General features: G+C 60.4%; 16 protein-coding genes. 9 read left to right on the plus strand and 7 right to left on the minus strand.

Going from position 1 to position 19436, the window contains the following annotated elements; genetic code table 11:
• Positions 1-54 precede the first annotated feature (54 nt).
• Together DBR44_RS12790 and DBR44_RS12795 are read right to left on the minus strand one after the other, a co-directional pair.
• The gene (locus DBR44_RS12790; protein WP_124644426.1) at positions 55-1245 is read right to left on the minus strand and encodes a CaiB/BaiF CoA-transferase family protein; all 1191 of its coding nucleotides are present in this window, start codon (positions 1243-1245) and stop codon (positions 55-57) included.
• Between the two features lie 181 nt (positions 1246-1426).
• Positions 1427-2614 carry an acyl-CoA dehydrogenase gene (locus tag DBR44_RS12795; protein WP_124644427.1) on the minus strand — a complete coding sequence of 396 codons (1188 nt, stop codon included), beginning with the start codon at positions 2612-2614 and terminating at the stop codon, positions 1427-1429.
• Positions 2615-2805: 191 nt separating this feature from the next.
• Between DBR44_RS12795 and DBR44_RS12800 the strand changes: the two genes are divergently transcribed.
• Positions 2806-3579, plus strand: coding sequence for an IclR family transcriptional regulator (locus DBR44_RS12800; RefSeq protein ID WP_124644428.1), 774 nt, complete (start codon positions 2806-2808; stop codon positions 3577-3579).
• A 62-nt stretch (positions 3580-3641) separates the two neighbouring features.
• Here the strand turns inward: DBR44_RS12800 and DBR44_RS12805 are convergent, their stop codons facing one another.
• Together DBR44_RS12805 and argB are read right to left on the minus strand one after the other, a co-directional pair.
• Positions 3642-4076 (minus strand): CBS domain-containing protein, encoded by a 435-nt coding sequence (locus DBR44_RS12805; RefSeq protein ID WP_124644429.1) that lies wholly within the window; start codon positions 4074-4076, stop codon positions 3642-3644.
• Positions 4077-4250: 174 nt separating this feature from the next.
• The gene (gene argB, locus DBR44_RS12810; protein ID WP_124644430.1) at positions 4251-5123 is read right to left on the minus strand and encodes an acetylglutamate kinase; all 873 of its coding nucleotides are present in this window, start codon (positions 5121-5123) and stop codon (positions 4251-4253) included.
• A gap of 139 nt (positions 5124-5262) precedes the next feature.
• On the opposite strand from argB, the gene DBR44_RS12815 reads away from it, so the two are divergent.
• From DBR44_RS12815 to gabD, 6 genes are all read left to right on the plus strand, one after another.
• On the plus strand, positions 5263-5931 hold the full coding sequence (locus tag DBR44_RS12815) for a TetR/AcrR family transcriptional regulator (RefSeq protein WP_233578535.1): 669 nt from the start codon (positions 5263-5265) through the stop codon (positions 5929-5931).
• Positions 5932-5945: 14 nt separating this feature from the next.
• Positions 5946-7031, plus strand: a complete 1086-nt coding sequence (locus DBR44_RS12820; protein ID WP_124644431.1) for an efflux RND transporter periplasmic adaptor subunit — start codon at positions 5946-5948, stop codon at positions 7029-7031.
• Positions 7031-10093 carry an efflux RND transporter permease subunit gene (locus DBR44_RS12825; protein ID WP_199731046.1) on the plus strand — a complete coding sequence of 1021 codons (3063 nt, stop codon included), beginning with the start codon at positions 7031-7033 and terminating at the stop codon, positions 10091-10093. The genes DBR44_RS12820 and DBR44_RS12825 overlap by 1 nt, the downstream gene beginning before the upstream one ends.
• Positions 10090-11394, plus strand: a complete 1305-nt coding sequence (locus tag DBR44_RS12830; RefSeq protein ID WP_124644433.1) for a TolC family outer membrane protein — start codon at positions 10090-10092, stop codon at positions 11392-11394. The genes DBR44_RS12825 and DBR44_RS12830 overlap by 4 nt, the downstream gene beginning before the upstream one ends.
• A gap of 273 nt (positions 11395-11667) precedes the next feature.
• Positions 11668-12933: a 4-aminobutyrate--2-oxoglutarate transaminase gene (gene gabT, locus DBR44_RS12835; RefSeq protein ID WP_124644434.1), complete on the plus strand. Its 1266-nt coding sequence runs from the start codon at positions 11668-11670 to the stop codon at positions 12931-12933.
• Positions 12934-13024: 91 nt separating this feature from the next.
• Complete coding sequence (gene gabD / locus DBR44_RS12840) at positions 13025-14485, plus strand: NADP-dependent succinate-semialdehyde dehydrogenase (protein WP_124644435.1); 1461 nt, start codon at positions 13025-13027, stop codon at positions 14483-14485.
• A 105-nt stretch (positions 14486-14590) separates the two neighbouring features.
• On the opposite strand, the gene DBR44_RS12845 is transcribed toward gabD, so the two are convergent.
• The 3 genes from DBR44_RS12845 to DBR44_RS12855 all read right to left on the minus strand — a co-directional run bounded on the left by DBR44_RS12845 (position 14591) and on the right by DBR44_RS12855 (position 17277).
• Positions 14591-16030, minus strand: a complete 1440-nt coding sequence (locus tag DBR44_RS12845) for a hypothetical protein (protein WP_124644436.1) — start codon at positions 16028-16030, stop codon at positions 14591-14593.
• Between the two features lie 93 nt (positions 16031-16123).
• Positions 16124-16879 (minus strand): GNAT family N-acetyltransferase, encoded by a 756-nt coding sequence (locus DBR44_RS12850; RefSeq protein ID WP_124644437.1) that lies wholly within the window; start codon positions 16877-16879, stop codon positions 16124-16126.
• 8 nt (positions 16880-16887) lie between these two features.
• Positions 16888-17277, minus strand: coding sequence for a rhodanese-like domain-containing protein (locus tag DBR44_RS12855; protein ID WP_124644438.1), 390 nt, complete (start codon positions 17275-17277; stop codon positions 16888-16890).
• 102 nt (positions 17278-17379) lie between these two features.
• Here DBR44_RS12855 and DBR44_RS12860 point away from each other — a divergent pair, with 102 nt between their 5' ends.
• Together DBR44_RS12860 and DBR44_RS12865 are read left to right on the plus strand one after the other, a co-directional pair.
• Positions 17380-18831, plus strand: coding sequence for a PLP-dependent aminotransferase family protein (locus DBR44_RS12860; RefSeq protein ID WP_124644439.1), 1452 nt, complete (start codon positions 17380-17382; stop codon positions 18829-18831).
• A complete protein-coding gene (locus DBR44_RS12865; RefSeq protein ID WP_124644440.1) occupies positions 18828-19328 on the plus strand; it encodes a DUF523 domain-containing protein in 501 nt (166 codons plus the stop codon). Before DBR44_RS12860 ends, DBR44_RS12865 begins: the two co-directional genes overlap by 4 nt.
• Positions 19329-19436 lie beyond the last annotated feature (108 nt).

Consider the following 19436-nt stretch of genomic DNA (forward strand, 5'->3'; position numbering starts at 1 on the left):
GCTGGCAGTCATCATGCAATGAAGCGGCCTCGCTCGTCAAAATCAAACAAGCGTTTAAACGGTGCCTTGCTCACGCAGTGTGGCAATCCTGGCAGCGTCGTAGCCCAGCGCGCGCAGTACGTCGTCGGTATGTTCACCCAGTTTGGGAGGGGCCTGATTGTACTCGACTGGCGTGCCGGAAAGTTTGATCGGACACCCTACCAGGGGCACATTTTGCCCTACGCTGTCCTGCAAGTGTATTTCCATGCCGCGGTGCTGAATCTGCGGGTCGCGGAAGGCTTCGTCCACCGTATTGATCGGCCCACAAGGCACACCGGCTTCATCCAGCAGCTTCAGCCATTGGTCACGGCCTTTTGCCATGAAGGCCTCGGCCAGTAGCGGCACCACACTGTCACGATGCTTGACCCGCTGCGGATTGCTGGTAAAGCGTTCGTCGTCCGCCAAGGCAGACAGACCAATCACCTGGCACACCGCACGAAACTGCTTGTCGTTGCCGCAAGCCAGGATGAAATGTCCATCGGCACAGGCAAACACCTGATAGGGCACGATATTGGCGTGGGCATTACCCAGCCGTGGCGGAACTTGCTGGCCGATCAGCCAGTTCATATTGATATTGGCCAGCGAGGCCAGCGCGCAGTCAAACAAGGCCATGTCGATGTATTGACCCTTGCCACTGCTCTGGCGCGCGATGATGGCCGCCAGAATGGCATTGCTGGCATAGATGCCGGTAAACAGATCGGTCACGGCCACACCTACCTTGTGCGGCTCGCCATCGGCCGGCCCGGTGATGCTCATCAGGCCGGACATGCCCTGCACGATGTAGTCGTAGCCCGGCAGTTCGGCATAAGGGCCATCCTGGCCAAAACCAGTAATCGAGCAATACACCAGCCGCGGGTTGAGCTGGCTGAGGCTGGCGTAATCCAGCCCGTATTTTTTCAGCCCACCCACCTTGTAGTTTTCAATCACCACGTCGGCATCGCGTGCCAGCGCACGGACAATCTCCTGCCCTTCCGGCTTGGTGATGTCCACCGTCACCGAGCGCTTGCCGCGGTTGGCGCACAGAAAGTAGGCCGCCGTGCCATCCGGCAGGCTGGGTGGTGCCCACTGCCGGGTATCGTCACCGGCCCCGGGCCGCTCGACCTTGAGCACTTCGGCACCCAGGTCAGCCAGCAACTGGCCCGCCCAGGGGCCGGCCAGTACACGGGATAGATCCAGAACCTTGATGCCTGCGAGTGCGCCCGCCATATTGTTCTCCTGATGCGTTTGATGGCCGCTTAGACAGCCGCCGGATGGACAGAGTGATGCCGCCGCCACGGCAGCCGCATTACGCTGTGCACCAAAAAAAGGGCCCGGTACTCACCGGGCCTCACAAGGACAGACAGGAACCAACAACAGGGGCAGGTGGAGCCATACCCCCGCTGTGCTATCAGGCAAATGCCTGAATACCGGTCTGGGCTCGGCCCAGAATCAGGGCATGCACATCATGCGTACCCTCATAAGTGTTGACGGCTTCCAGGTTCATCACATGGCGGATGACGTGGAACTCGTCGGCAATGCCATTGCCACCGTGCATATCGCGAGCGATACGGGCGATGTCCAACGACTTGCCGCAATTGTTGCGCTTGATCAGCGAGATCATTTCCGGCGCGGCCTTACCTTCGTCCAGCAGACGGCCAACACGGATAGCTGCCTGCAGGCCCAGGGCGATTTCAGTCTGCATATTGGCCAGTTTCAGCTGGATCAGCTGGGTGGCGGCCAGCGGGCGGCCAAACTGCTTGCGGTCCAGCGTGTATTGACGGGCAGCATGCCAGCAGAACTCGGCAGCCCCCATGGCGCCCCAAGCGATGCCGAAGCGGGCCTTGTTCAGGCAGCCGAACGGGCCTTTCAGACCCTTCACACCCGGCAGGATGGCATCTTCCGGCACCAGCACTTCGTCCATGACGATTTCGCCGGTAATGGAGGCACGCAGGCTGAACTTGCCATGAATCTTCGGTGCCGACAGGCCCTTCATACCTTTATCCAGCACGAAACCGCGAATCTCGCCTTCATCATCCTTGGCCCACACCACGAACACATCGGCTACCGGGCTATTGGTAATCCACATCTTGCTACCGGACAGCACATAGCCGCCGTCTACCTTGCGGGCGCGGGTTTTCATGCCGGCCGGGTCGGAACCGGCATCCGGCTCGGTCAGGCCGAAACAGCCCACCCATTCACCAGTGGCCAGCTTGGGCAGGTATTTGTCTTTCTGTGCTTCCGAGCCGTAGGCCCAGATCGGATGCATCACCAGGCTGGACTGCACGCTCATGGCCGAGCGGTAGCCGGAATCGACGCGCTCTACTTCGCGAGCCACCAGGCCGTAAGCGACGTGGCTGAGGCCGGCACAGCCGTAGCCGTCGATGGTGCAGCCCAGCAGGCCCAGCTCGCCCATCTCGCTCATGATTTCGCGATCGAAGCGTTCTTCACGATTGGCCGTCAGCACGCGCGGCATCAGGCGATCCTGGCAATAGGCTTCTGCGGTCTGCTGGACCAGACGTTCTTCTTCGGTCAGCTGATCGGCCAGCAGGAAGGGATCTTCCCAGGCAAAGGGTGCGCGGCTGTTGGATGCGGCCATCGAGAGTTCTCCTTGGGTTTGCTTGTTCCGCATTGCGGAATTACGTTTTACATTGCAGAATAGACTAACAACTCCAAATTCGGCTGTAAAGCGTTTTGTTTGATCCTGACCGCAAGCAGGCTATGCTTGCCGCTCGCGCCGCAACGCCAGGCTGGAAAATCCAGGCCATCAATATAGAAATGAGGAAAGCAATGCAGGAAGAGGATGACAAGGACCGGCTATTCGTCACCGCGCTGGCACGTGGTCTGCAGGTGTTGGCGGCTTTCCGCCCCGGCGAATCGGCGCTGTCCAACCTGGAAATCGCCAAGCGTACCGGCCTGCCCAAATCCACCGTGTCACGCCTGACTTACACCCTGACCAAGCTGGGTCATTTGTCGCAGGATGAACACAGCGGCTTTTACCGCCTGGGTGTGGCACTGCTGGCGCTGGGCTCGGTGGTGCTGGCCAGCTATGACATCCGCCAGGTTGCCGGCCCGCTGATGCGCGAATTTGCCCTGGAAAACAATGTGTCGATCAGCCTGGCCATGCGCGATGGCACGGATATGGTGTATCTGGAGACCTGCCGCAGCCAGTCACGGGTCAGCGTGCAGCTGACCGTTGGCTCGCGGGTGCCGATCGCCACCACCGCCATTGGCCGGGCTTTTTATGCCGGCCTGCCGGACAGCACACGCCGTCAGCTGGATGCCGAACTGGCCGCACGCTATGGCGAGCGCTGGCCGGCCTTGCAGCAGCGTCTGCAACAGGCCAGCGATGAGTATCTGCACTGTGGCTATTCAGCATCATTTGGCGAATACGAACCTGACGTGATGGCGGTGGGCGTGCACCTGCCCTCGCCCAACCCGGGCCAGCCGCCAATGAGCCTGAACGCCAGTGGCCCGGCCTTTGCCTTCACTGCCGAGGTGATGCAGCAGCAAGTGGCCCCGGCGCTGATTGCCTTGCGCCAGCGCATCGTGCCGGTCGCCTGATTTGCCGCGCCAGATAGCAAAAAGCCGCCTGATGGCGGCTTTTCCTGTATGCAGCAGCACAATCAGGCGCTCTGGATATAGTGCACCAGCTGGTTGATCACCTGCGCCTGCTCCTGAATGGTGGCATGGACCAGATCGCCGATGGACAACATACCCTGTACCGTCTTGCCCTCCAGCACCGGCAGGTGGCGGATGTGCTTTTCCGTCATCAGCGCCATGCACTGGTCGGAGTTCTGGTCTGGCGTGACATACACCACCTTGCTGGTCATGATGTCGCGGATGCGGGTGCCGGCAGAAGTACGCCCCTGCAGCACGATGCGCCGCGCATAGTCGCGCTCGGAGAATATCCCCACCACATCGCCGCCCTCCATCACCAGCACGGCACCGACATCGTGCTCTGCCATCACCTGCAAAGCCTGAAACACGGTACTTTCCGGCGATACCGTCACCAGCACACGCCCGGACTTCTGCTCCAGCAACTGTCTGACTGTCTGCATTGCACCCTCCTGTTCGGCCACGAGAACCTGAAACAACCTGTTTTAATACTATAGAACAAGACTGATCAACGAAATGGCACAAGGTATGCCGCGCGGAAGCGGTGCATGTGGCACGCAGATGAAAAAGGCCGGTCAACATCGCTGTTGCCGGCCTTGCTTGTCGTGTGCTGACGCCTAGCCGGCGCGGATCATGGTGCCGACACCGTCGTCGGTCATGATTTCCAGCAGCAGCGCATGCGGTACGCGGCCATCGATGATGTGCACGGTATTCACACCACTACGTGCCGCATCCAGCGCCGAACTGATCTTGGGCAGCATGCCGCCGTGGATGGTGCCATCGGCAAACAGGGCGTCCACCTGCTCGGCGGTCAAGCCAGTCAGCAGCTTGCCTTCCTTGTCCAGCACGCCCGGGGTGTTGGTCATCAGGATCAGCTTTTCGGCGTTCAGGGTTTCGGCCAGCTTGCCGGCGACCAGGTCGGCATTGATATTGTAGGCTTCGCCCTGACTGCCCACACCGATGGGGGCGATCACCGGGATGAAATCCTGGCGATCCAGCAGCGACACCAGCGCCGGATCAATGCTGGAGATCTCGCCTACCTGGCCAATGTCGATCTTGTCTTCGCTCTCATCGCTGAGGAACATCTTTTCTGCGCGGATGAAATGGCCATCCTTGCCGGTCAGGCCCACGGCCTTACCACCATGCGTGTTGATCAGCGACACGATTTCCTTGTTCACCAGGCCGCCCAGCACCATTTCCACCACATCCATGGTTTCCTGGTCGGTCACGCGCATGCCCTGGATGAATTTGCCTTCCTTGCCCACGCGCTCCAGCAGTTCGTTGATCTGCGGGCCGCCGCCATGCACCACCACCGGGTTGATGCCCACCAGCTTGAGCAGCACGATGTCCTTGGCAAACCCTTCTTTCAGCGCATCGTCGGTCATGGCGTTGCCACCGTACTTGATCACGATGGTCTTGCCGGAAAAACGGCGGATATACGGCAGGGCCTCGGCGAGAACCAACGCTTTTTCAGCGGCATTTACAGACACGACAATCTCCTTCTGGGGGTAAGGACCGGAGCCATTCCGGCCACTGGCGACAATGTGTTGCATTCTAATCAATCAAGCTACTGAACAGTGATTTATTAATTGCCATGACAAGGCGATTGCACTACATTGCGGAACATTAATGAACAGACATTCAGTTAAATCCATGACCGAAAACTGCCCGATCGCCCGCTGGCGCAGAAAAAAAGAAGCCCGCCCCGCTGAAATACTGGATGCCGCCCTGGGCCAGTTTGTAGAAAAAGGCTATCGCGCCACCAAGATGGAAGACATCGCCCGGGCAGCAGGTGTCACCAAGGGCACGCCCTATCTGTATTTTCAGAACAAAGAAGAAATTTTCAAGGCGATTGCCCGTGGCACCATCGTGGCCAATCTGCAGCAACTGGCCCTGGTTGCCCGCGACTTTGACGGTTCGGCCAGTGAATTGCTGCACCGTATGGTGGAACAGTGGTGGCAAGAAGTGGGCAGCGCCCAGTCCGCCGGGCTGTGCAAGCTGATGATTGCCGAAGCCGCCAACTTTCCGGAACTGGCCCAGTTCTATTTCGATGAGGTCATCTCCCCCAGCAACCAGATGCTGAGCATGGTGCTGCAACGCGGTATCGACAGTGGCGAATTCCGTGCCGTGCCGCTGGCGCACACGGTTGATGCCCTACTGGCCCCCTTGCTGACCACCATGATTTTCAGCCACTCCTTCGGCCAGTTGCCTGGCTGCTGTATCGGCTCCACCAAAGACCCGCTCGGTTTTCTCAAAGACGCGCTGGATCTGGTGCTGCACGGCCTGAAAAAGAACTGACAGGAAACACACCCATGTCCACCTCTCCCCACCACTGGCGTCTTGCCCTGCTTGGCTTGCTACTGCTGGCCGGTTGCAGCAAACAGGCAGCCCCCAGCGAAGAAATCCGCCCGGTCCGCGTGGTTAGCGCCGGCCAGCGCGGCATAGACAACGGCAACTGTTTTGCCGGACAAGTCCGCGCCCGCACCGAAACTGACCTGGCCTTCCGTATCGGCGGCAAGGTCATCGCCAAGCTGGTCAACAGCGGCGAGCATGTCAGGAAAGGACAGGTACTGGCCCGGCTGGACGCCAGCGACACCACGCTGGACAGCAATGCCAAACAAGCTCAGCTGGCCGCAGCAGAATCCGACCTCGCTCAGCAGCAGCTCAATCTGAAGCGCTATCAGGAGCTGCTGGCCAAGCAATTCATCAGCCAGGCGCAGGTCGACAGCCAGCAAAATGGCGTCAACGCAGCTCGCGCCAAGCGCGACGAAGCCCGCGCACAACTGACAGCCAGCCACAATCAGGGCAGCTATACCCAATTAGTCGCCGATGCAGACGGCATCGTCAGCCAGATGCAGGCGGAGCCGGGACAGGTAGTTGCCGCCGGACAAGCCATCGCACGGCTGGCGCATGACGGCGAACGGGAAGTCGCCATCCAGATTCCGGAAAATGCCCTGGCCAGCGTGCGTAAGCAAACCGAATTCACCATCAGCCTGTGGGCCGGAAAACAGCAATACCACGGCCGGCTACGCGAACTGGCCGGCGATGCCGACCCGGCCACCCGCACCTATGCCGCGCGCATCACCCTGCCGCAAGCAGACAGCCTGGCACTGGGCCAAACCGCCACGGTTTCCTTGCCCACTGCCAGCCATGGCGACAGCGCCGCCATGCGGCTGCCGCTGACCGCATTGCTGGATGAGCAGGGCAAGCATTCACTGTGGATTGTCGATGCCAAGACGCTGCGCGTCAGCCGCCGCGCCGTCAGCGTCCTCAACATGGACAGCGACAGCGTCACCGTGCGCGGTGCCCTGCAGCCAGGCGACAAGGTGGTCAGCGCCGGCGTGCACCTGCTGCACGAAGGTCAGCGCGTGCTTCTGCTGCAGCAAGGCGAACAGTGATGAAGAAAATCAATCTGTCGGAATGGGCGCTGCGCCACCAGGCGCTGGTGTTCTACTTCATGGTGATGCTGATGGTGTCCGGCCTGTGGGCCTACACCCAGCTGGGGCAGAAAGAAGACCCGGAATTCACCTTCAAGGCCATGCTGGTGCAGACTTACTGGCCGGGGGCCAAGGCCGAGCAGGTGGAGCAGCAGATCAGCGACCGGCTGGAAGAAAAGCTGCAGGAAATGCCGGAAATCAAATACGTGCAAAGTTACAGCAAGCCGGGCGAATCGCTGTTGCTGGTCACGCTGCGTGAAGATGTTCCGGCCAAAAACGTGCAGGGCCTGTGGTACCAGGTCCGCAAGAAACTGGGCGACGTGCGCAGCAGCCTGCCGAGCAGCGCGCTGGGGCCCTATTTCAATGACGAGTTCGGCGATACCTTCGGCAATATCTATGCCTTCACCGGCGATGGCTTCAGTGCAGAAGAACTGCGCCGCTACGTGGACCGCGCCAAGGAAGAAATCCTGCGCGTGCCGGATGTGGGCAAGGTCAGCCTGGTGGGCGAACAAAGCGAAAACATCTATATCGACCTGTCCAGCAGCAAGCTCGCTTCGCTGGGGCTGGACACCAGCACCATCTGGACCGCGCTGCAACAACAGAATGCCATGCTGCCGGCCGGCAGCTACGAAACCGCCAGCGACCGTATCTGGGTACGCCCGACCGGCAATTACAGCACGGTAGAGGCCGTGGCCAACACGCCCATCGTGGCCAATGGCAAGACGCTGCGCCTGGCTGACATTGCCAGCATTCACCGCGGCTTCATCGACCCGCCCTCCTTCCGCATGCGCTTTAATGGCCAGCCGGCCCTGGGCCTGGCCATCAGCATGAAAAGCGGCGGCGATGTGCTGAAGCTGGGCGAGCATCTGGACGCAACCCTGCAGACAATCCAGGCCAAGCTGCCGGTGGGCATCCAGATCCATGCTGTGTCCGACCAGCCCAAGGTGGTAAAGGGTGCGGTTGGCGAATTCATGAGTTCGCTGATCGAGGCGGTGCTGATCGTGCTGGCCGTCAGCTTCTTCAGCCTGGGCCTGCGTACCGGCGTGGTGGTGGCACTGTCGATTCCACTGGTGCTGGCCATGACCTTTCTGGCCATGTACTTCTTCAAGCTCGATCTGCAACGCATCTCGCTGGGTTCGCTGATCATCGCGCTGGGCCTGCTGGTGGACGATGCCATCATCGCCGTGGAAATGATGGCGCTGAAACTGGAACAGGGCTGGAACAAATTCCAGGCTGCCACCTATGCCTACACCAGCACCGCCTTCCCCATGCTCACCGGCACGCTGATTACCGCCGCCACCTTTCTGCCGGTGGGGCTGGCCAAGTCCGATGCCGGCGAATACGTGTTCAGCCTGTTTGCCGTGGTGGGGCTGGCGCTGATCCTGTCGTGGATCGTCGCCGTGGTGTTTACGCCGTTTCTGGGTTACAAGCTGCTGCCGGAACAGGCCATGCATCATCAGACGCATGATGTTTACCAGAAGCCCTTCTACATCCGCTTTCGTGCGCTGCTGGAATGGTGTCTGCACTACCGCAAGACCGTCATTGCCACCACGCTGGGCATTTTCGTACTGTCTTTGCTGGCCTTCCGCCTGCTGGTGGCCCAGCAGTTCTTTCCTTCGTCCAACCGGCCCGAGCTGATGGTGGACATGTGGCTGCCACGTGGTGCCAGTTATGCCGCCACCGAAGGCGAGGTGAAAAAGCTGGAAGCGCTGATCAAGCAGGACAAGAACGTGCTCAGCGTCACCAGCTATGTGGGCAGCGGCAGCCCGCGCTTCTACCTGCCGCTGGACCAGCAGCAACAGCATCTGAACTACGCCCAGCTGATGGTGATGACCGGCGACGAGCATGTGCGCGAACAGGTCAAGGCGCGGCTGGAATCCATCTTCGACCACGATTTCCCGCTGGTGCGCGGCCGGGTGACCCGGCTGGAAAACGGCCCGCCGGTGGGCTACCCGGTGCAGTTCCGCGTCATGGGACCGGATCATGACAAGATCCGCGCCATTGCCGCCCAGGTAGAACAAAAAGTGCGCGCCCATCCGGCTAGCCGTCACGTCAACATCAACTGGGGCGAACAGCTGAAGGCGCTGCGCATTACGCTGGATCAGGACAAGATCCGCCTGCTGGGCATCAACAGCCAATCCTTGTCGCAACAGCTGCAGATGCTGATTTCCGGTGCCACCATCACCGATTATCGCGATGGCAACCGCAGCGTCGGCATTGTCGCCCGTCTGAACAAGCAGGAGCACAGCGACGTGGCCGCGCTGGGTAATTTGCAGGTGCAAACCGCCAGTGGCCGCTTTGTGCCGGTCTCCCAGTTGGGCAAGATCGAATACCAGCCGGAAGAATCCATCATCTGGCGGCGCAACCGCCTGCCCACCATCACCGTCAATGCCGATGTGGCCGACGGCGTGCAGGGTGATGATGTGTCCGCCGCGCTGTGGCCGCAGATGCAGCAGCTGGAACAAAGCCTGCCGCTGGGTTATCACATCGAGCTGGGCGGTTCGATGGAGTCCAGTGGCAATTCGCAGACCGCCATCGCCGCCGTCGCACCCTTCATGATCGTGGTGGTGCTAACCCTGCTGATGCTGCAGCTGCAAAGCTTCCAGCGCACCCTGATGGTATTGCTGACCGCACCGCTGGGCATGATAGGCGTCACGCTGACGCTGATCATCTTCCACTCGCCCTTTGGCTTTGTCGCCATGCTGGGGGTGATTGCCCTGTCCGGCATGATCATGCGCAACTCGGTGATCCTGGTCGACCAGATCGAACAGGACATCCGTGAAGGCATAGACCGGCACGAAGCCATCATCGGCTCGACGGTACGGCGCTTCCGCCCCATCATGCTGACGGCGCTGGCCGCCATCCTGGCCATGATTCCGCTCACCCGCAGCACCTTCTGGGGGCCGATGGCCGTGGCCATCATGGGTGGCCTGCTGGTGGCCACGGTGCTGACCCTGCTGTTTTTGCCCGCCCTGTACGCCCAGTGGTTCAGGGTGGAAAGCAAACCGAAGAGAACATCATGAAGACATACGCCCACTGCGCACCGCTGCTGAGTGGACTGGCCCTGATGCTGGCCAGCACGGCCACGCCGGCCTTCGACCTGACCCAGGCCTGGCTGGCTGCACGCGACTACAACAGCGACTACGCCGCCTCGCGCGCCGAGCTGGGAGCCGGCCGCGAACTGGCCGTGCAGGGCCGCGCCCAGTTGCTGCCGCAAGTCGCCCTGACCGGCAGCTACAGCCATACCAACCCGACCCAGCCGGCCGGACAGTCCACTTACGACAGCTCCGGCTATGGCGTGCAACTGAGCCAGCCGCTGTTCGACACTAGCAAGTACAGCGCCTACCAGAAAGGCAAGATTGCCCGCCTGCAGGCAGAAACGGCCTTCAGCGCGGCAGAGCAGCAATTGATCGTCGACATCGCCCGCGCCTATTTTGATGTCCTGCTGGCCGAAGACACCCTGGCCGCCACCCGTGCCAGCAAAAAAGCCTATCGCACACAGCTGGAGCAGGCGAAAACCGCCTTTGAGCTGGGCACCGCCACCATCATCGATACCCACGAAGCCCAGGCCGGCTTCGATGCTGCCAGCGCCAAGGAAATCGTTGCGCTGAACCAGCAGGAAATCAGCCAGAACAATCTGCGCCGGCTGACCGGGCTGGATACCAGCGCCATCCAGCCCTTGCAGCAACAGCTGCCGCCACCGCCAGCCGGCACCTTGCAAGGCTGGCTGGAGCGGGCGACCAACAATAGCCTTACCTTGCAGGCAGCGGAGCAGGCACTGGCCTACGCCAGCCAGACCGTGACCGAAAAGCGCGGCAACCAGCTACCGGTAGTCGCCCTGAATGCCGGCTACAACGACAACCGCAGCAACCAGCCCAATGCCCTGCCGGTGACACGCGGCAGCAGCATAGGCGTGTCCGTCAGCCTGCCGCTGTTTGCCGGGGGCGGCATCAACTCGCAAATTCGCGAAGCACTGGCCCGCGAAGAATCCGCACGCGACAAGCTCGAGTCCGCCCGCCGCCAGCTCAAGGAGGATGTCCGCAAAAGCTGGCTGGGTGTGACCAATGGCGCGGCACTGGTACGGGCGCAGCAGCAGTTGCTGGTATCGGCCAAAAGCAAGGTTGACTCCACCAAGCTGGGCAAGGAAGTGGGCATTCGTACCAACCTGGACGTGTTGCAGGCAGAGCAGGCTTACTACGATGCGCTCACCAGCCTGGCTACCGCCAAATACGATTACCTGACGGCACGCCTGCAACTGGGACAGGTGGCCGGCACGCTGGATCAGGACCAGCTGCAAGAGGTGAATGCGGCAGTGCGGCATTAAGAAAATTTGTGACTTTTGATCAAATGGGGCTACTGTGCGCACAGCGGCCCCATTTTTCATGGTGTGCTGGTCTTGCAACAAGTGTTTAACTTTTTGTAGCAAGTGTAGCTTTTTGCTAAACACCTGATTAGAATCAAACGACTCTGGAAGCCGCCGAATTATCGCCCCGGCAGCTGGTTGACCCGGCAAAAAAGCATCGAAAGTGCCGCCGCCGCAACCAGCCCTTCCGTCCAGGACATCGCCGCCAGGCACCCCAATCTTAGGAGAGATGGAATGAGCAACAAAGATCTGATGCAACGCAAGGCCGATGCAACCCCGCGCGGCGTGGGTGTAATGTGTACATTCTTTGCCGACAAGGCCAAGAACGCCGAAGTATGGGATATCGAAGGCAACCGTTACATCGACTTTGCTGGCGGTATCGGCGTACTGAATACCGGCCACCTGCACGCCAAGGTACAGGCCGCCGTCGCCGAGCAACTGAACAAGTTCAGCCACACCTGCTATCAGGTTGTTCCGTACGAATCCTATGTTGACGTGGCCGAAAAGCTGAACAAGCTGACCCCGGGCAACTTCGCCAAGAAAACCGCTTTCTTCAGCACCGGTGCTGAAGCCGTCGAGAACGCCATCAAGGTAGCCCGCGCCGCCACTGGCCGCCCGGGTGTGATCGCATTTGGCGGTGCTTTCCATGGTCGTACCATGCTGGGCATGGCACTGACCGGCAAGGTAGCCCCGTACAAAATCGGCTTTGGTCCGTTTGTCGGTGAGATCTACCACGCTGCCTACCCGAATGCCCTGCACGGCGTATCGGTGGAAGATTCGATGGCCAGCATCGAAAAACTGTTCAAGTTTGATATCGAAGCCAAGCGCGTTGCCGCCATCATTTTCGAACCGGTACAAGGCGAAGGTGGTTTCTACTCCGCTCCGGCCGAATGGGTTCGTGCCATCCGCAAGCTGTGTGACGACAACGGCATCGTGATGATTGCCGACGAAGTGCAAGCCGGCTTTGCCCGTACCGGCAAGCTGTTTGCCATGGAACACTACGATGTGACCCCGGACCTGACCACCATGGCCAAGTCGCTGGCAGGCGGTTTCCCGCTGGCAGCCCTGGTCGGCAAGGCCGAACTGATGGACGCACCGGCACCGGGCGGCCTGGGTGGCACTTACGCCGGCAGCCCGCTGGGTCTGGCTGCTGCCAGCGCCGTCATCGACGTGATTCAGGAAGAAAACCTGCTGGAACGCTCCAACAAGCTGGGCGACCTGCTGAAAGAAAAGCTGCACAGCCTGAAGAAAGACATCCCGCAGATCGCCGACATCCGTGGTCTGGGCGCGATGGTCGCTGTCGAGTTCAACAAGCCGGGCACCCACGAACCGGATGCCGAGTTCACCAAGAAGGTACAGACCAAGGCGCTGGAATCCGGCCTGATCCTGCTGACTTGCGGCGTGTACTACAACGTGGTGCGTTTCCTGTTCCCGCTGACCATCGAAGATGAAATCTTCGCCGAAGCGCTGGCCAAGCTGGAAGCGGCCCTGAAGGCCTGATCGCTTAACGGCTGATGGCAACGGCCAATCCCGGCAGCGGGGTTGGCCGTCTGCACAAACAATATCCTCCGCCCACCTACTGGAGAGAGACATGCTGAATCTGAAAGATCCTTCCCTGCTCAAGCAGCAGTGCTATATCAACGGCCAATGGCTGGATGCTGACAACGGCGCAACCATTGCCGTCACCAACCCGGCTACCGGCGAAGTCATCGCCACCGTACCGAAAATGGGCAAGGCCGAAGCCGAACGCGCCGTGGCCGGTGCTGCCGAAGCCTTCAAGAGCTGGAAAAAGAAATCTGCCAAGGAACGCGCCACCATCCTGCGCCGCTGGTTTGACCTGATGATGGCGAACCAGGACGACCTGGCCGTCATCCTGACCTGCGAACAGGGTAAGCCGCTGGCCGAAGCCAAGGGCGAAATCGCCTATGGCGCTTCTTATATCGAATGGTATGCCGAAGAAGCCAAGCGCCTGTACGGCGACACCATCCCGGCACCGGCTGCGGACCGCCGCATTCTGGTGACCAAGGAGCCGATCGGCGTGACCGCCGCCATCACCCCGTGGAACTTCCCCAATGCCATGATCACCCGCAAGGCTGCTCCTGCACTGGCAGCTGGCTGCCCGATGGTGGTGCGCCCGGCCAGCCAGACCCCGCTGTCGGCCCTGGCCATTGCCGTACTGGCCGAACGTGCCGGCATCCCGGCTGGCGTATTCTCGGTACTGACCGGTGGCTCCAGCGAAATCGGCAGCGTGCTGACCGGCAGCGACACCGTGAAGAAATTCTCCTTCACCGGCTCCACCGAAGTGGGTCGCAAGCTGATCGCCCAGTGTGCCGACACCGTCAAGAAAGTATCGATGGAACTGGGCGGCAACGCGCCGTTCATCGTGTTTGATGATGCCGATCTGGATGCCGCCGTAGAAGGTGCCATGATCTCCAAGTACCGCAATGCCGGCCAGACCTGCGTCTGCGCCAACCGCCTGCTGGTACAGGATGGCGTCTATGATGCCTTTGCCGAAAAGTTTGCTGCTGCGGTTGCCAAGCTCAATGTCGGCAATGGTCTGGAAAACGGCATTACCCAAGGCCCGATGATCGACACCAATGCCGTGGCCAAGGTGGAAGAGCACATTGCCGATGCACTGGCCAAGGGCGGCAAGCTGGTAGCCGGTGGCAAGCGCCACGCACTGGGCCACAGCTTCTTCGAACCCACCGTGATTACCGGCGTGACCCCGGCGATGAAAGTGGCCAAGGAAGAAACCTTCGGCCCGCTGGCACCGCTGTTCCGCTTCAGCACCGAAGAAGAAGCCATCCAGATGGCCAACGACACCGAATTCGGTCTGGCCAGCTACTTCTATGCCCGCGATGTGGGTCGTATCTTCCGTGTATCGGAAGGCCTGGAGTACGGCATGGTCGCCGTCAACAGCGGCATCCTGTCCAATGAAGCGGCACCCTTCGGCGGCGTGAAGCAATCCGGCCTCGGCCGCGAAGGCAGCAAGTACGGCATTGAAGACTATCTGGAAATCAAATACGTACTGCTGGGTGGTCTGGACAAGTAAGTCCGGTCATCCCTGCTGAAAAAGGCCGCTTGCGCGGCCTTTTTTCGTACCCGCCAAAGACAAGGGCCGCTCACGCGGCCCTTGTCTTTGGCATCTGCCCACAAATCAATGTAGCTTGACGATGGTTTCCGACAGCGGAATATCCGCCTCGCGCAAGCAATCGCACAAGTCCTGCCAGGTCGCATCCTTGTCCGGAGCCACGTCCGGCACCATCAGCCAGGGCGAGCGCGCCAGCAGCTCTTCGCTGCCACGCAGCTTGAGGCCCACCTCATAACCCTGCATTTCCGGCTGATATTCGGCCACGGCTTGCAGGTCTTGCAGACCGCCAACCCGAGTCGCGATCAGGGCCACGGTCAGCCCCAGCCGCTTGCGGTTCCAGGCGCGTACGCCGGCCTGCAAGGACTCCCACCACGGCAGCGGAGCAAACAGCTCGGCTTCGCCATACTCCATCTCGGCACCGATGGCCTGTTGCACCAGCGGCATCACCGCATCCAGCGCCTTGCGCGACAATTGCCGCGCCTGCTCCACCGGCAGCGCGCCACGCTCCACCAGGAAAGGCAGCCAGGAGATCACCAGTTGCGGGTCCTGCGTCTTGCGCGCCGCCTCGTAAGTGGCACGGGAGGAGTCCGGATCCAGCGGCGCAAAATCACAGCCAGCATCCATCACCCCGGCCAGATGCATCAGGTTCTGGCAGGCGCGCTCATTCAGCATGTCCACGGTAAACAGCGTGGGAGAAATCCACAAAATGGCCTTTTCCGGCACATCCAGCGCATCCGCCAGCGGCGTTTCCAACCGTTCCAGTAGCGGGAAGTGCCACCACACCCCACCCTGTGCCCGGGAAAAGGCAAACGGCAAGGCCCACAATTCGAAAGACATCACCGAGCCATCCGCCCGCACCACCTCGGGAAAGGCAATGGCATCGCGTGCGCTGTTCACTAGCAAGGCACGCGCTGCCGGCTCGCCCAACAGGGACAGCTGGGCTTCGGTGAACACCGCCTGATCGCCCCCCATCAGCGCCTGCTGCACCTGGGCGGCAAAACCTGCGCGATGGATCGGGTCCTGTGTGGCGGCACGCGCTGCATCACGCAAGGTGCGGATGGCACGGCTGCGCTCGGCCGGTGGTAAGGGCTCGGTCGGCCCCTGACGCATTTCCCTGACCTTGGGACCCACTTCGCGTTCGGCATAGGCCTCATGCAAGCGCTGATAGCAGGCAATGGCTTCGTCGCAAATGGCCTGCAGACGGGATGCCGTCGGGGCCTCGCCACTGAAGTTGAAATCAAACAGGCGCAAGCCGCGGTTGCATACGTATACGCTGCGATTGCCGTCCACATCGAACAACAACGCACTGGCAAATTCCTCTTCATCACGACCGGCAAAGTCGGTGAAGTCATTGCCAACCAGTCGGCAGACAAAGGCCGGAGCAGCGGTATGCACCAGATACTCGGTCGCTTCCAGACCGGACTCGTCCACGGCGTCGCCAAAAATGAAGCGGTTGGGCAATTGCGGCTCGCCCTTGATATGGGCATTGCGGGGATGAGGTGTCATCAGTCAACCAGAAAAATTCAGCAAAAACATCCCATTGTACCCGCCAGCCCGCCCGAGGTGAAACCTCGGGGCAGCCAAATCACGCAATTTGCCTTATTGCTGTGCGCCTCTCCAGCTAGTCATTATGGCAGCCAATGCCTGCCGCTGCTGTCCTGCAGCATCGAAATTATCAGCAGAAAGCCATTGTTCCAGCAGCTGGCGCACCATCGGCCACTCACTATCCAGTATCGAATACCAAGCGGTATCGCGGTTACGCCCCTTGCTGACCATCGCCTGCCGGAACAAGCCTTCAAACAGAAAGCCCAAGCGCTCGGCCGCGCGGCGTGAAGGCAGGTTGAGGGCATTGCACTTCCACTCATAGCGGCGGTAGCCCAGCGCGAAGGCATGGCGCATCAGCAAATACATGGCCTCGGTCGCGGCCGGCGTGCGTTGCAGCAGGGGCGAGAAATTGAGATGACCCACTTCGATCACCCCATTGGCCGGGTCGATGCGCAAATAGCTGGCCAGACCAACAGCCAGCCCCGAGCCGATATCCACAATGGCATAAAACTGCGGATCAGCCAGGCCTTCCATACTGCGCAGCCACTGCAGATAGCTTGCCAGATCAGCAAACGGACCATAGCCCAGATAGGTCCAGTTTGCGCCCTCCACATCCCGCTGCATCGCAGCGTAGAGTGCCTCGCCATGGCGAGCCACCGACAGGGGCTCCAGCCGGCAATACTGACCTTGTAACACCACAGCAGGCGGGTGCGGACAGGGCTGCCACGTCGGCAGCGGCAGACCATGCAATTGGCCCAGTGCATTGGCTTCGCCTGCTGCCAGACGCTGCTCGATAAAGACATCAGACATGATCACTCCTAACAGGCACATTGAATGGCGGATGCCGCCACGGCATGGCTGCCAACGGTAGCGTAGCCATCACGCTTCCACCAGTCCAGCCCACCCTGCAGCTCCTTTACCCGAAACCCCAGCTGCAACAGCTTGATCGCCCCATTGGTCGATCCATTACAGCCTATGCCATCGCAAAACGGCACCAGCAAGGCATCACGCGGCAAAGCGGCCGTGGTCTGTACCGACATGGTACGGTGCGGTAATGACAAGGCACCGGGAATGGTTTCCCTTTCGAACGCACTACTGGCGCGGGTATCGATCAGAATCAGCTTCTCCCCGGCATCCAGCGCTGCCTTTACATCAGCGGCATCGATTTCATAGGCCAGCTTGGCCTGATAGAACTCCAGCTGCGTCATCAGCCTCTCCTTGTTCATGCATTGCAATATCAGCAGATTACGGGCAAATTGATTCCTCTAAAAGAACCACTTATTACCCTCAAGCAGGAACCACTCACCCTCGTGCAAACCGACTGGATTATCGAACACCTGCAGCGCTGCTTGCTGCGCGATGGGCAGGCCACGCTGGGTCAGCAGCTATACCGTCTGCTGCGCGAAGCCATACGCAGCCAGCAGCTCAAAGGCGGCAGCGCACTGCCTGCCAGCCGCGCACTGGCACAGGCGCTGCAACTGGGCCGCAATACCGTGCTGGCGGCTTATGATCAGTTATTGGCAGAAGGCTATCTGCACAGCAGACAGGGAGCCGGCACCTTTGTCAGCGAGGTGTTTGCCCAGCAAACTACCCAAGCTCTCGTCATGCCGCATGCCGGTCTGTCACAGCGAGGCCAGCAGTTGACCGCACAGTGCCGCTTGCCTACCGGACTCACCGGTGCCTTTGCGCCCGGGCTACCGGAGTTAGAACAGTTTCCACACCACACCTGGCAGCGATTGCAACAAGTGCGCAGCAAACAGGCTCCCGCTCACTGGTGGCATTATCAGCAACAAGGTGGCTTGCCAGAACTCAGGCAAGCGGTGTGTGACTATCTGCAGCTGTCGCGCTCGGTGCGCTGTCAGCCCGAGCAGATACTCATCGTACAAGGTGCCCAGCAGGCACTGGAACTTACCGCTAGGCTGCTAAGCGATGCCGGCGACTGCGCCTGGATGGAAGATCCGGGTTATGTCGGTGCTCAGGCAGCACTGCAAGCTGCTGGTCTGCAGCTCACACCGGTGGCAGTAGATAACGAAGGCTTGAATCCGGCCGCAGCCCCTGCCGGCAGCACCCCACGGCTGATCTACATCACCCCCTCCCACCAATACCCCAGTGGCGTGGTGATGTCGCTGCAACGGCGGCTGGAGCTGCTGCAGCTAGCCGAAACCGGTAATAGCTGGATCATCGAAGACGATTACGACAGCGAATTCCGCTACGATGCTCAGCCCATCGCCTCCCTACAGGGCTTGGCCAGCAGCGAGCGGGTCATCTATGTCGGCACCTTCAGCAAGGTGATGTTTCCGGCGTTACGGCTAGGCTATTTGGTGATCCCACCGGCACTGATCGACAGTTTTCGCGCAGCCTATGCCCGCCTCTACCGTGAAGGCAGCTATGCCCAGCAAGCAGCACTGGCCGACTTTATCGAACAGGGGCACTTTGCCCGCCACATTCGTCGCATGCGCGAACTGTACCGCATACGCCAGCAGTTGCTGCGGCATACGCTGGACCATGCCCTGGGCAGGGCACTCCCCCTATCTGCCGGCCAGGCCGGCATGCATCTGGTGGCCCGACTGCCCGCCCATGTCGACGACCAGCAGCTAAGCAGCCATGCCGCCCGGGAGCAGCTATGGCTACGCCCGCTATCCGGCCATTATCTGGAGCAGCCCCAGCAAAACGGGCTGGTACTGGGTTATGCCGGCGTCGAAGAAACCCTTATCCGCCAGTCTGCCTTGCGGCTGGCGCAATTGCTGGAGCCCATGCTGTGACCCATCACAAACCACCATTACTGATCAGTGCCTGCCTGCTGGGGCAACCTGTCCGCTACGATGGTCAGTCCAAGGGTCAGAATGCCGCATGCCTGACACAGCTTGCGGCACATTACCAGCTACTACCCGTCTGCCCCGAATGCGCAGGAGGACTGCCAGTACCACGCCCTGCTGCTGAAATCATCAATGGTGATGGCCGAGGGGTCCTGCTGGGCCTGGCCAGGGTGGTGACGGCCAGTGGCGAAGATGTTAGCCAGCCATTCAAGGCCGGAGCAGAGCATACCTTGCAGTTGGCCAGGCAATATGGCTGCCAGCTGGCACTGCTCAAAGCCAATAGCCCATCCTGTGGCAACCACGACATCTACGATGGAAGCTTCAGTCAACAACTGCAACACGGCCAGGGTGTCACTGCCGCCTTGCTGCAACAGCATGGCTTGCAGGTATTCAATGAAAATGAAATAGACCAACTGCTGGAGCTAGTGACTGACAGACATTGATTTGATGAGATCAGAATGCAAAAAGCCCGGAACAAGTCCGGGCTTTTTGCTAGCCAGCATGCTGGCAAATGGGAAGTTTGGCGGTGTCCTACTTTCACATGGCGAATG

Origin of the sequence: Aquitalea sp. FJL05, from assembly GCF_003852595.1 — a bacterium.
GTDB lineage: Bacteria > Pseudomonadota > Gammaproteobacteria > Burkholderiales > Chromobacteriaceae > Aquitalea > Aquitalea aquatilis.

What these genes read in the sequence shown, in the direction of transcription:
- DBR44_RS12795 (WP_124644427.1), bottom strand. Translation starts at nt 2,614, where the DNA reads ATGGCCGCATCCAACAGCCGCGCACCCTTTGCCTGGGAAGATCCCTTC.
- DBR44_RS12790 (WP_124644426.1), bottom strand. Translation starts at nt 1,245, where the DNA reads ATGGCGGGCGCACTCGCAGGCATCAAGGTTCTGGATCTATCCCGTGTA.
- DBR44_RS12805 (WP_124644429.1), bottom strand. Translation starts at nt 4,076, where the DNA reads ATGCAGACAGTCAGACAGTTGCTGGAGCAGAAGTCCGGGCGTGTGCTG.
- DBR44_RS12850 (WP_124644437.1), bottom strand. Translation starts at nt 16,879, where the DNA reads ATGTCTGATGTCTTTATCGAGCAGCGTCTGGCAGCAGGCGAAGCCAAT.
- DBR44_RS12830 (WP_124644433.1), top strand. Translation starts at nt 10,090, where the DNA reads ATGAAGACATACGCCCACTGCGCACCGCTGCTGAGTGGACTGGCCCTG.
- DBR44_RS12820 (WP_124644431.1), top strand. Translation starts at nt 5,946, where the DNA reads ATGTCCACCTCTCCCCACCACTGGCGTCTTGCCCTGCTTGGCTTGCTA.
- DBR44_RS12815 (WP_233578535.1), top strand. Translation starts at nt 5,263, where the DNA reads ATGAACAGACATTCAGTTAAATCCATGACCGAAAACTGCCCGATCGCC.
- DBR44_RS12825 (WP_199731046.1), top strand. Translation starts at nt 7,031, where the DNA reads ATGAAGAAAATCAATCTGTCGGAATGGGCGCTGCGCCACCAGGCGCTG.
- gabT (WP_124644434.1), top strand. Translation starts at nt 11,668, where the DNA reads ATGAGCAACAAAGATCTGATGCAACGCAAGGCCGATGCAACCCCGCGC.
- DBR44_RS12800 (WP_124644428.1), top strand. Translation starts at nt 2,806, where the DNA reads ATGCAGGAAGAGGATGACAAGGACCGGCTATTCGTCACCGCGCTGGCA.
- gabD (WP_124644435.1), top strand. Translation starts at nt 13,025, where the DNA reads ATGCTGAATCTGAAAGATCCTTCCCTGCTCAAGCAGCAGTGCTATATC.
- DBR44_RS12845 (WP_124644436.1), bottom strand. Translation starts at nt 16,030, where the DNA reads ATGACACCTCATCCCCGCAATGCCCATATCAAGGGCGAGCCGCAATTG.
- DBR44_RS12855 (WP_124644438.1), bottom strand. Translation starts at nt 17,277, where the DNA reads ATGACGCAGCTGGAGTTCTATCAGGCCAAGCTGGCCTATGAAATCGAT.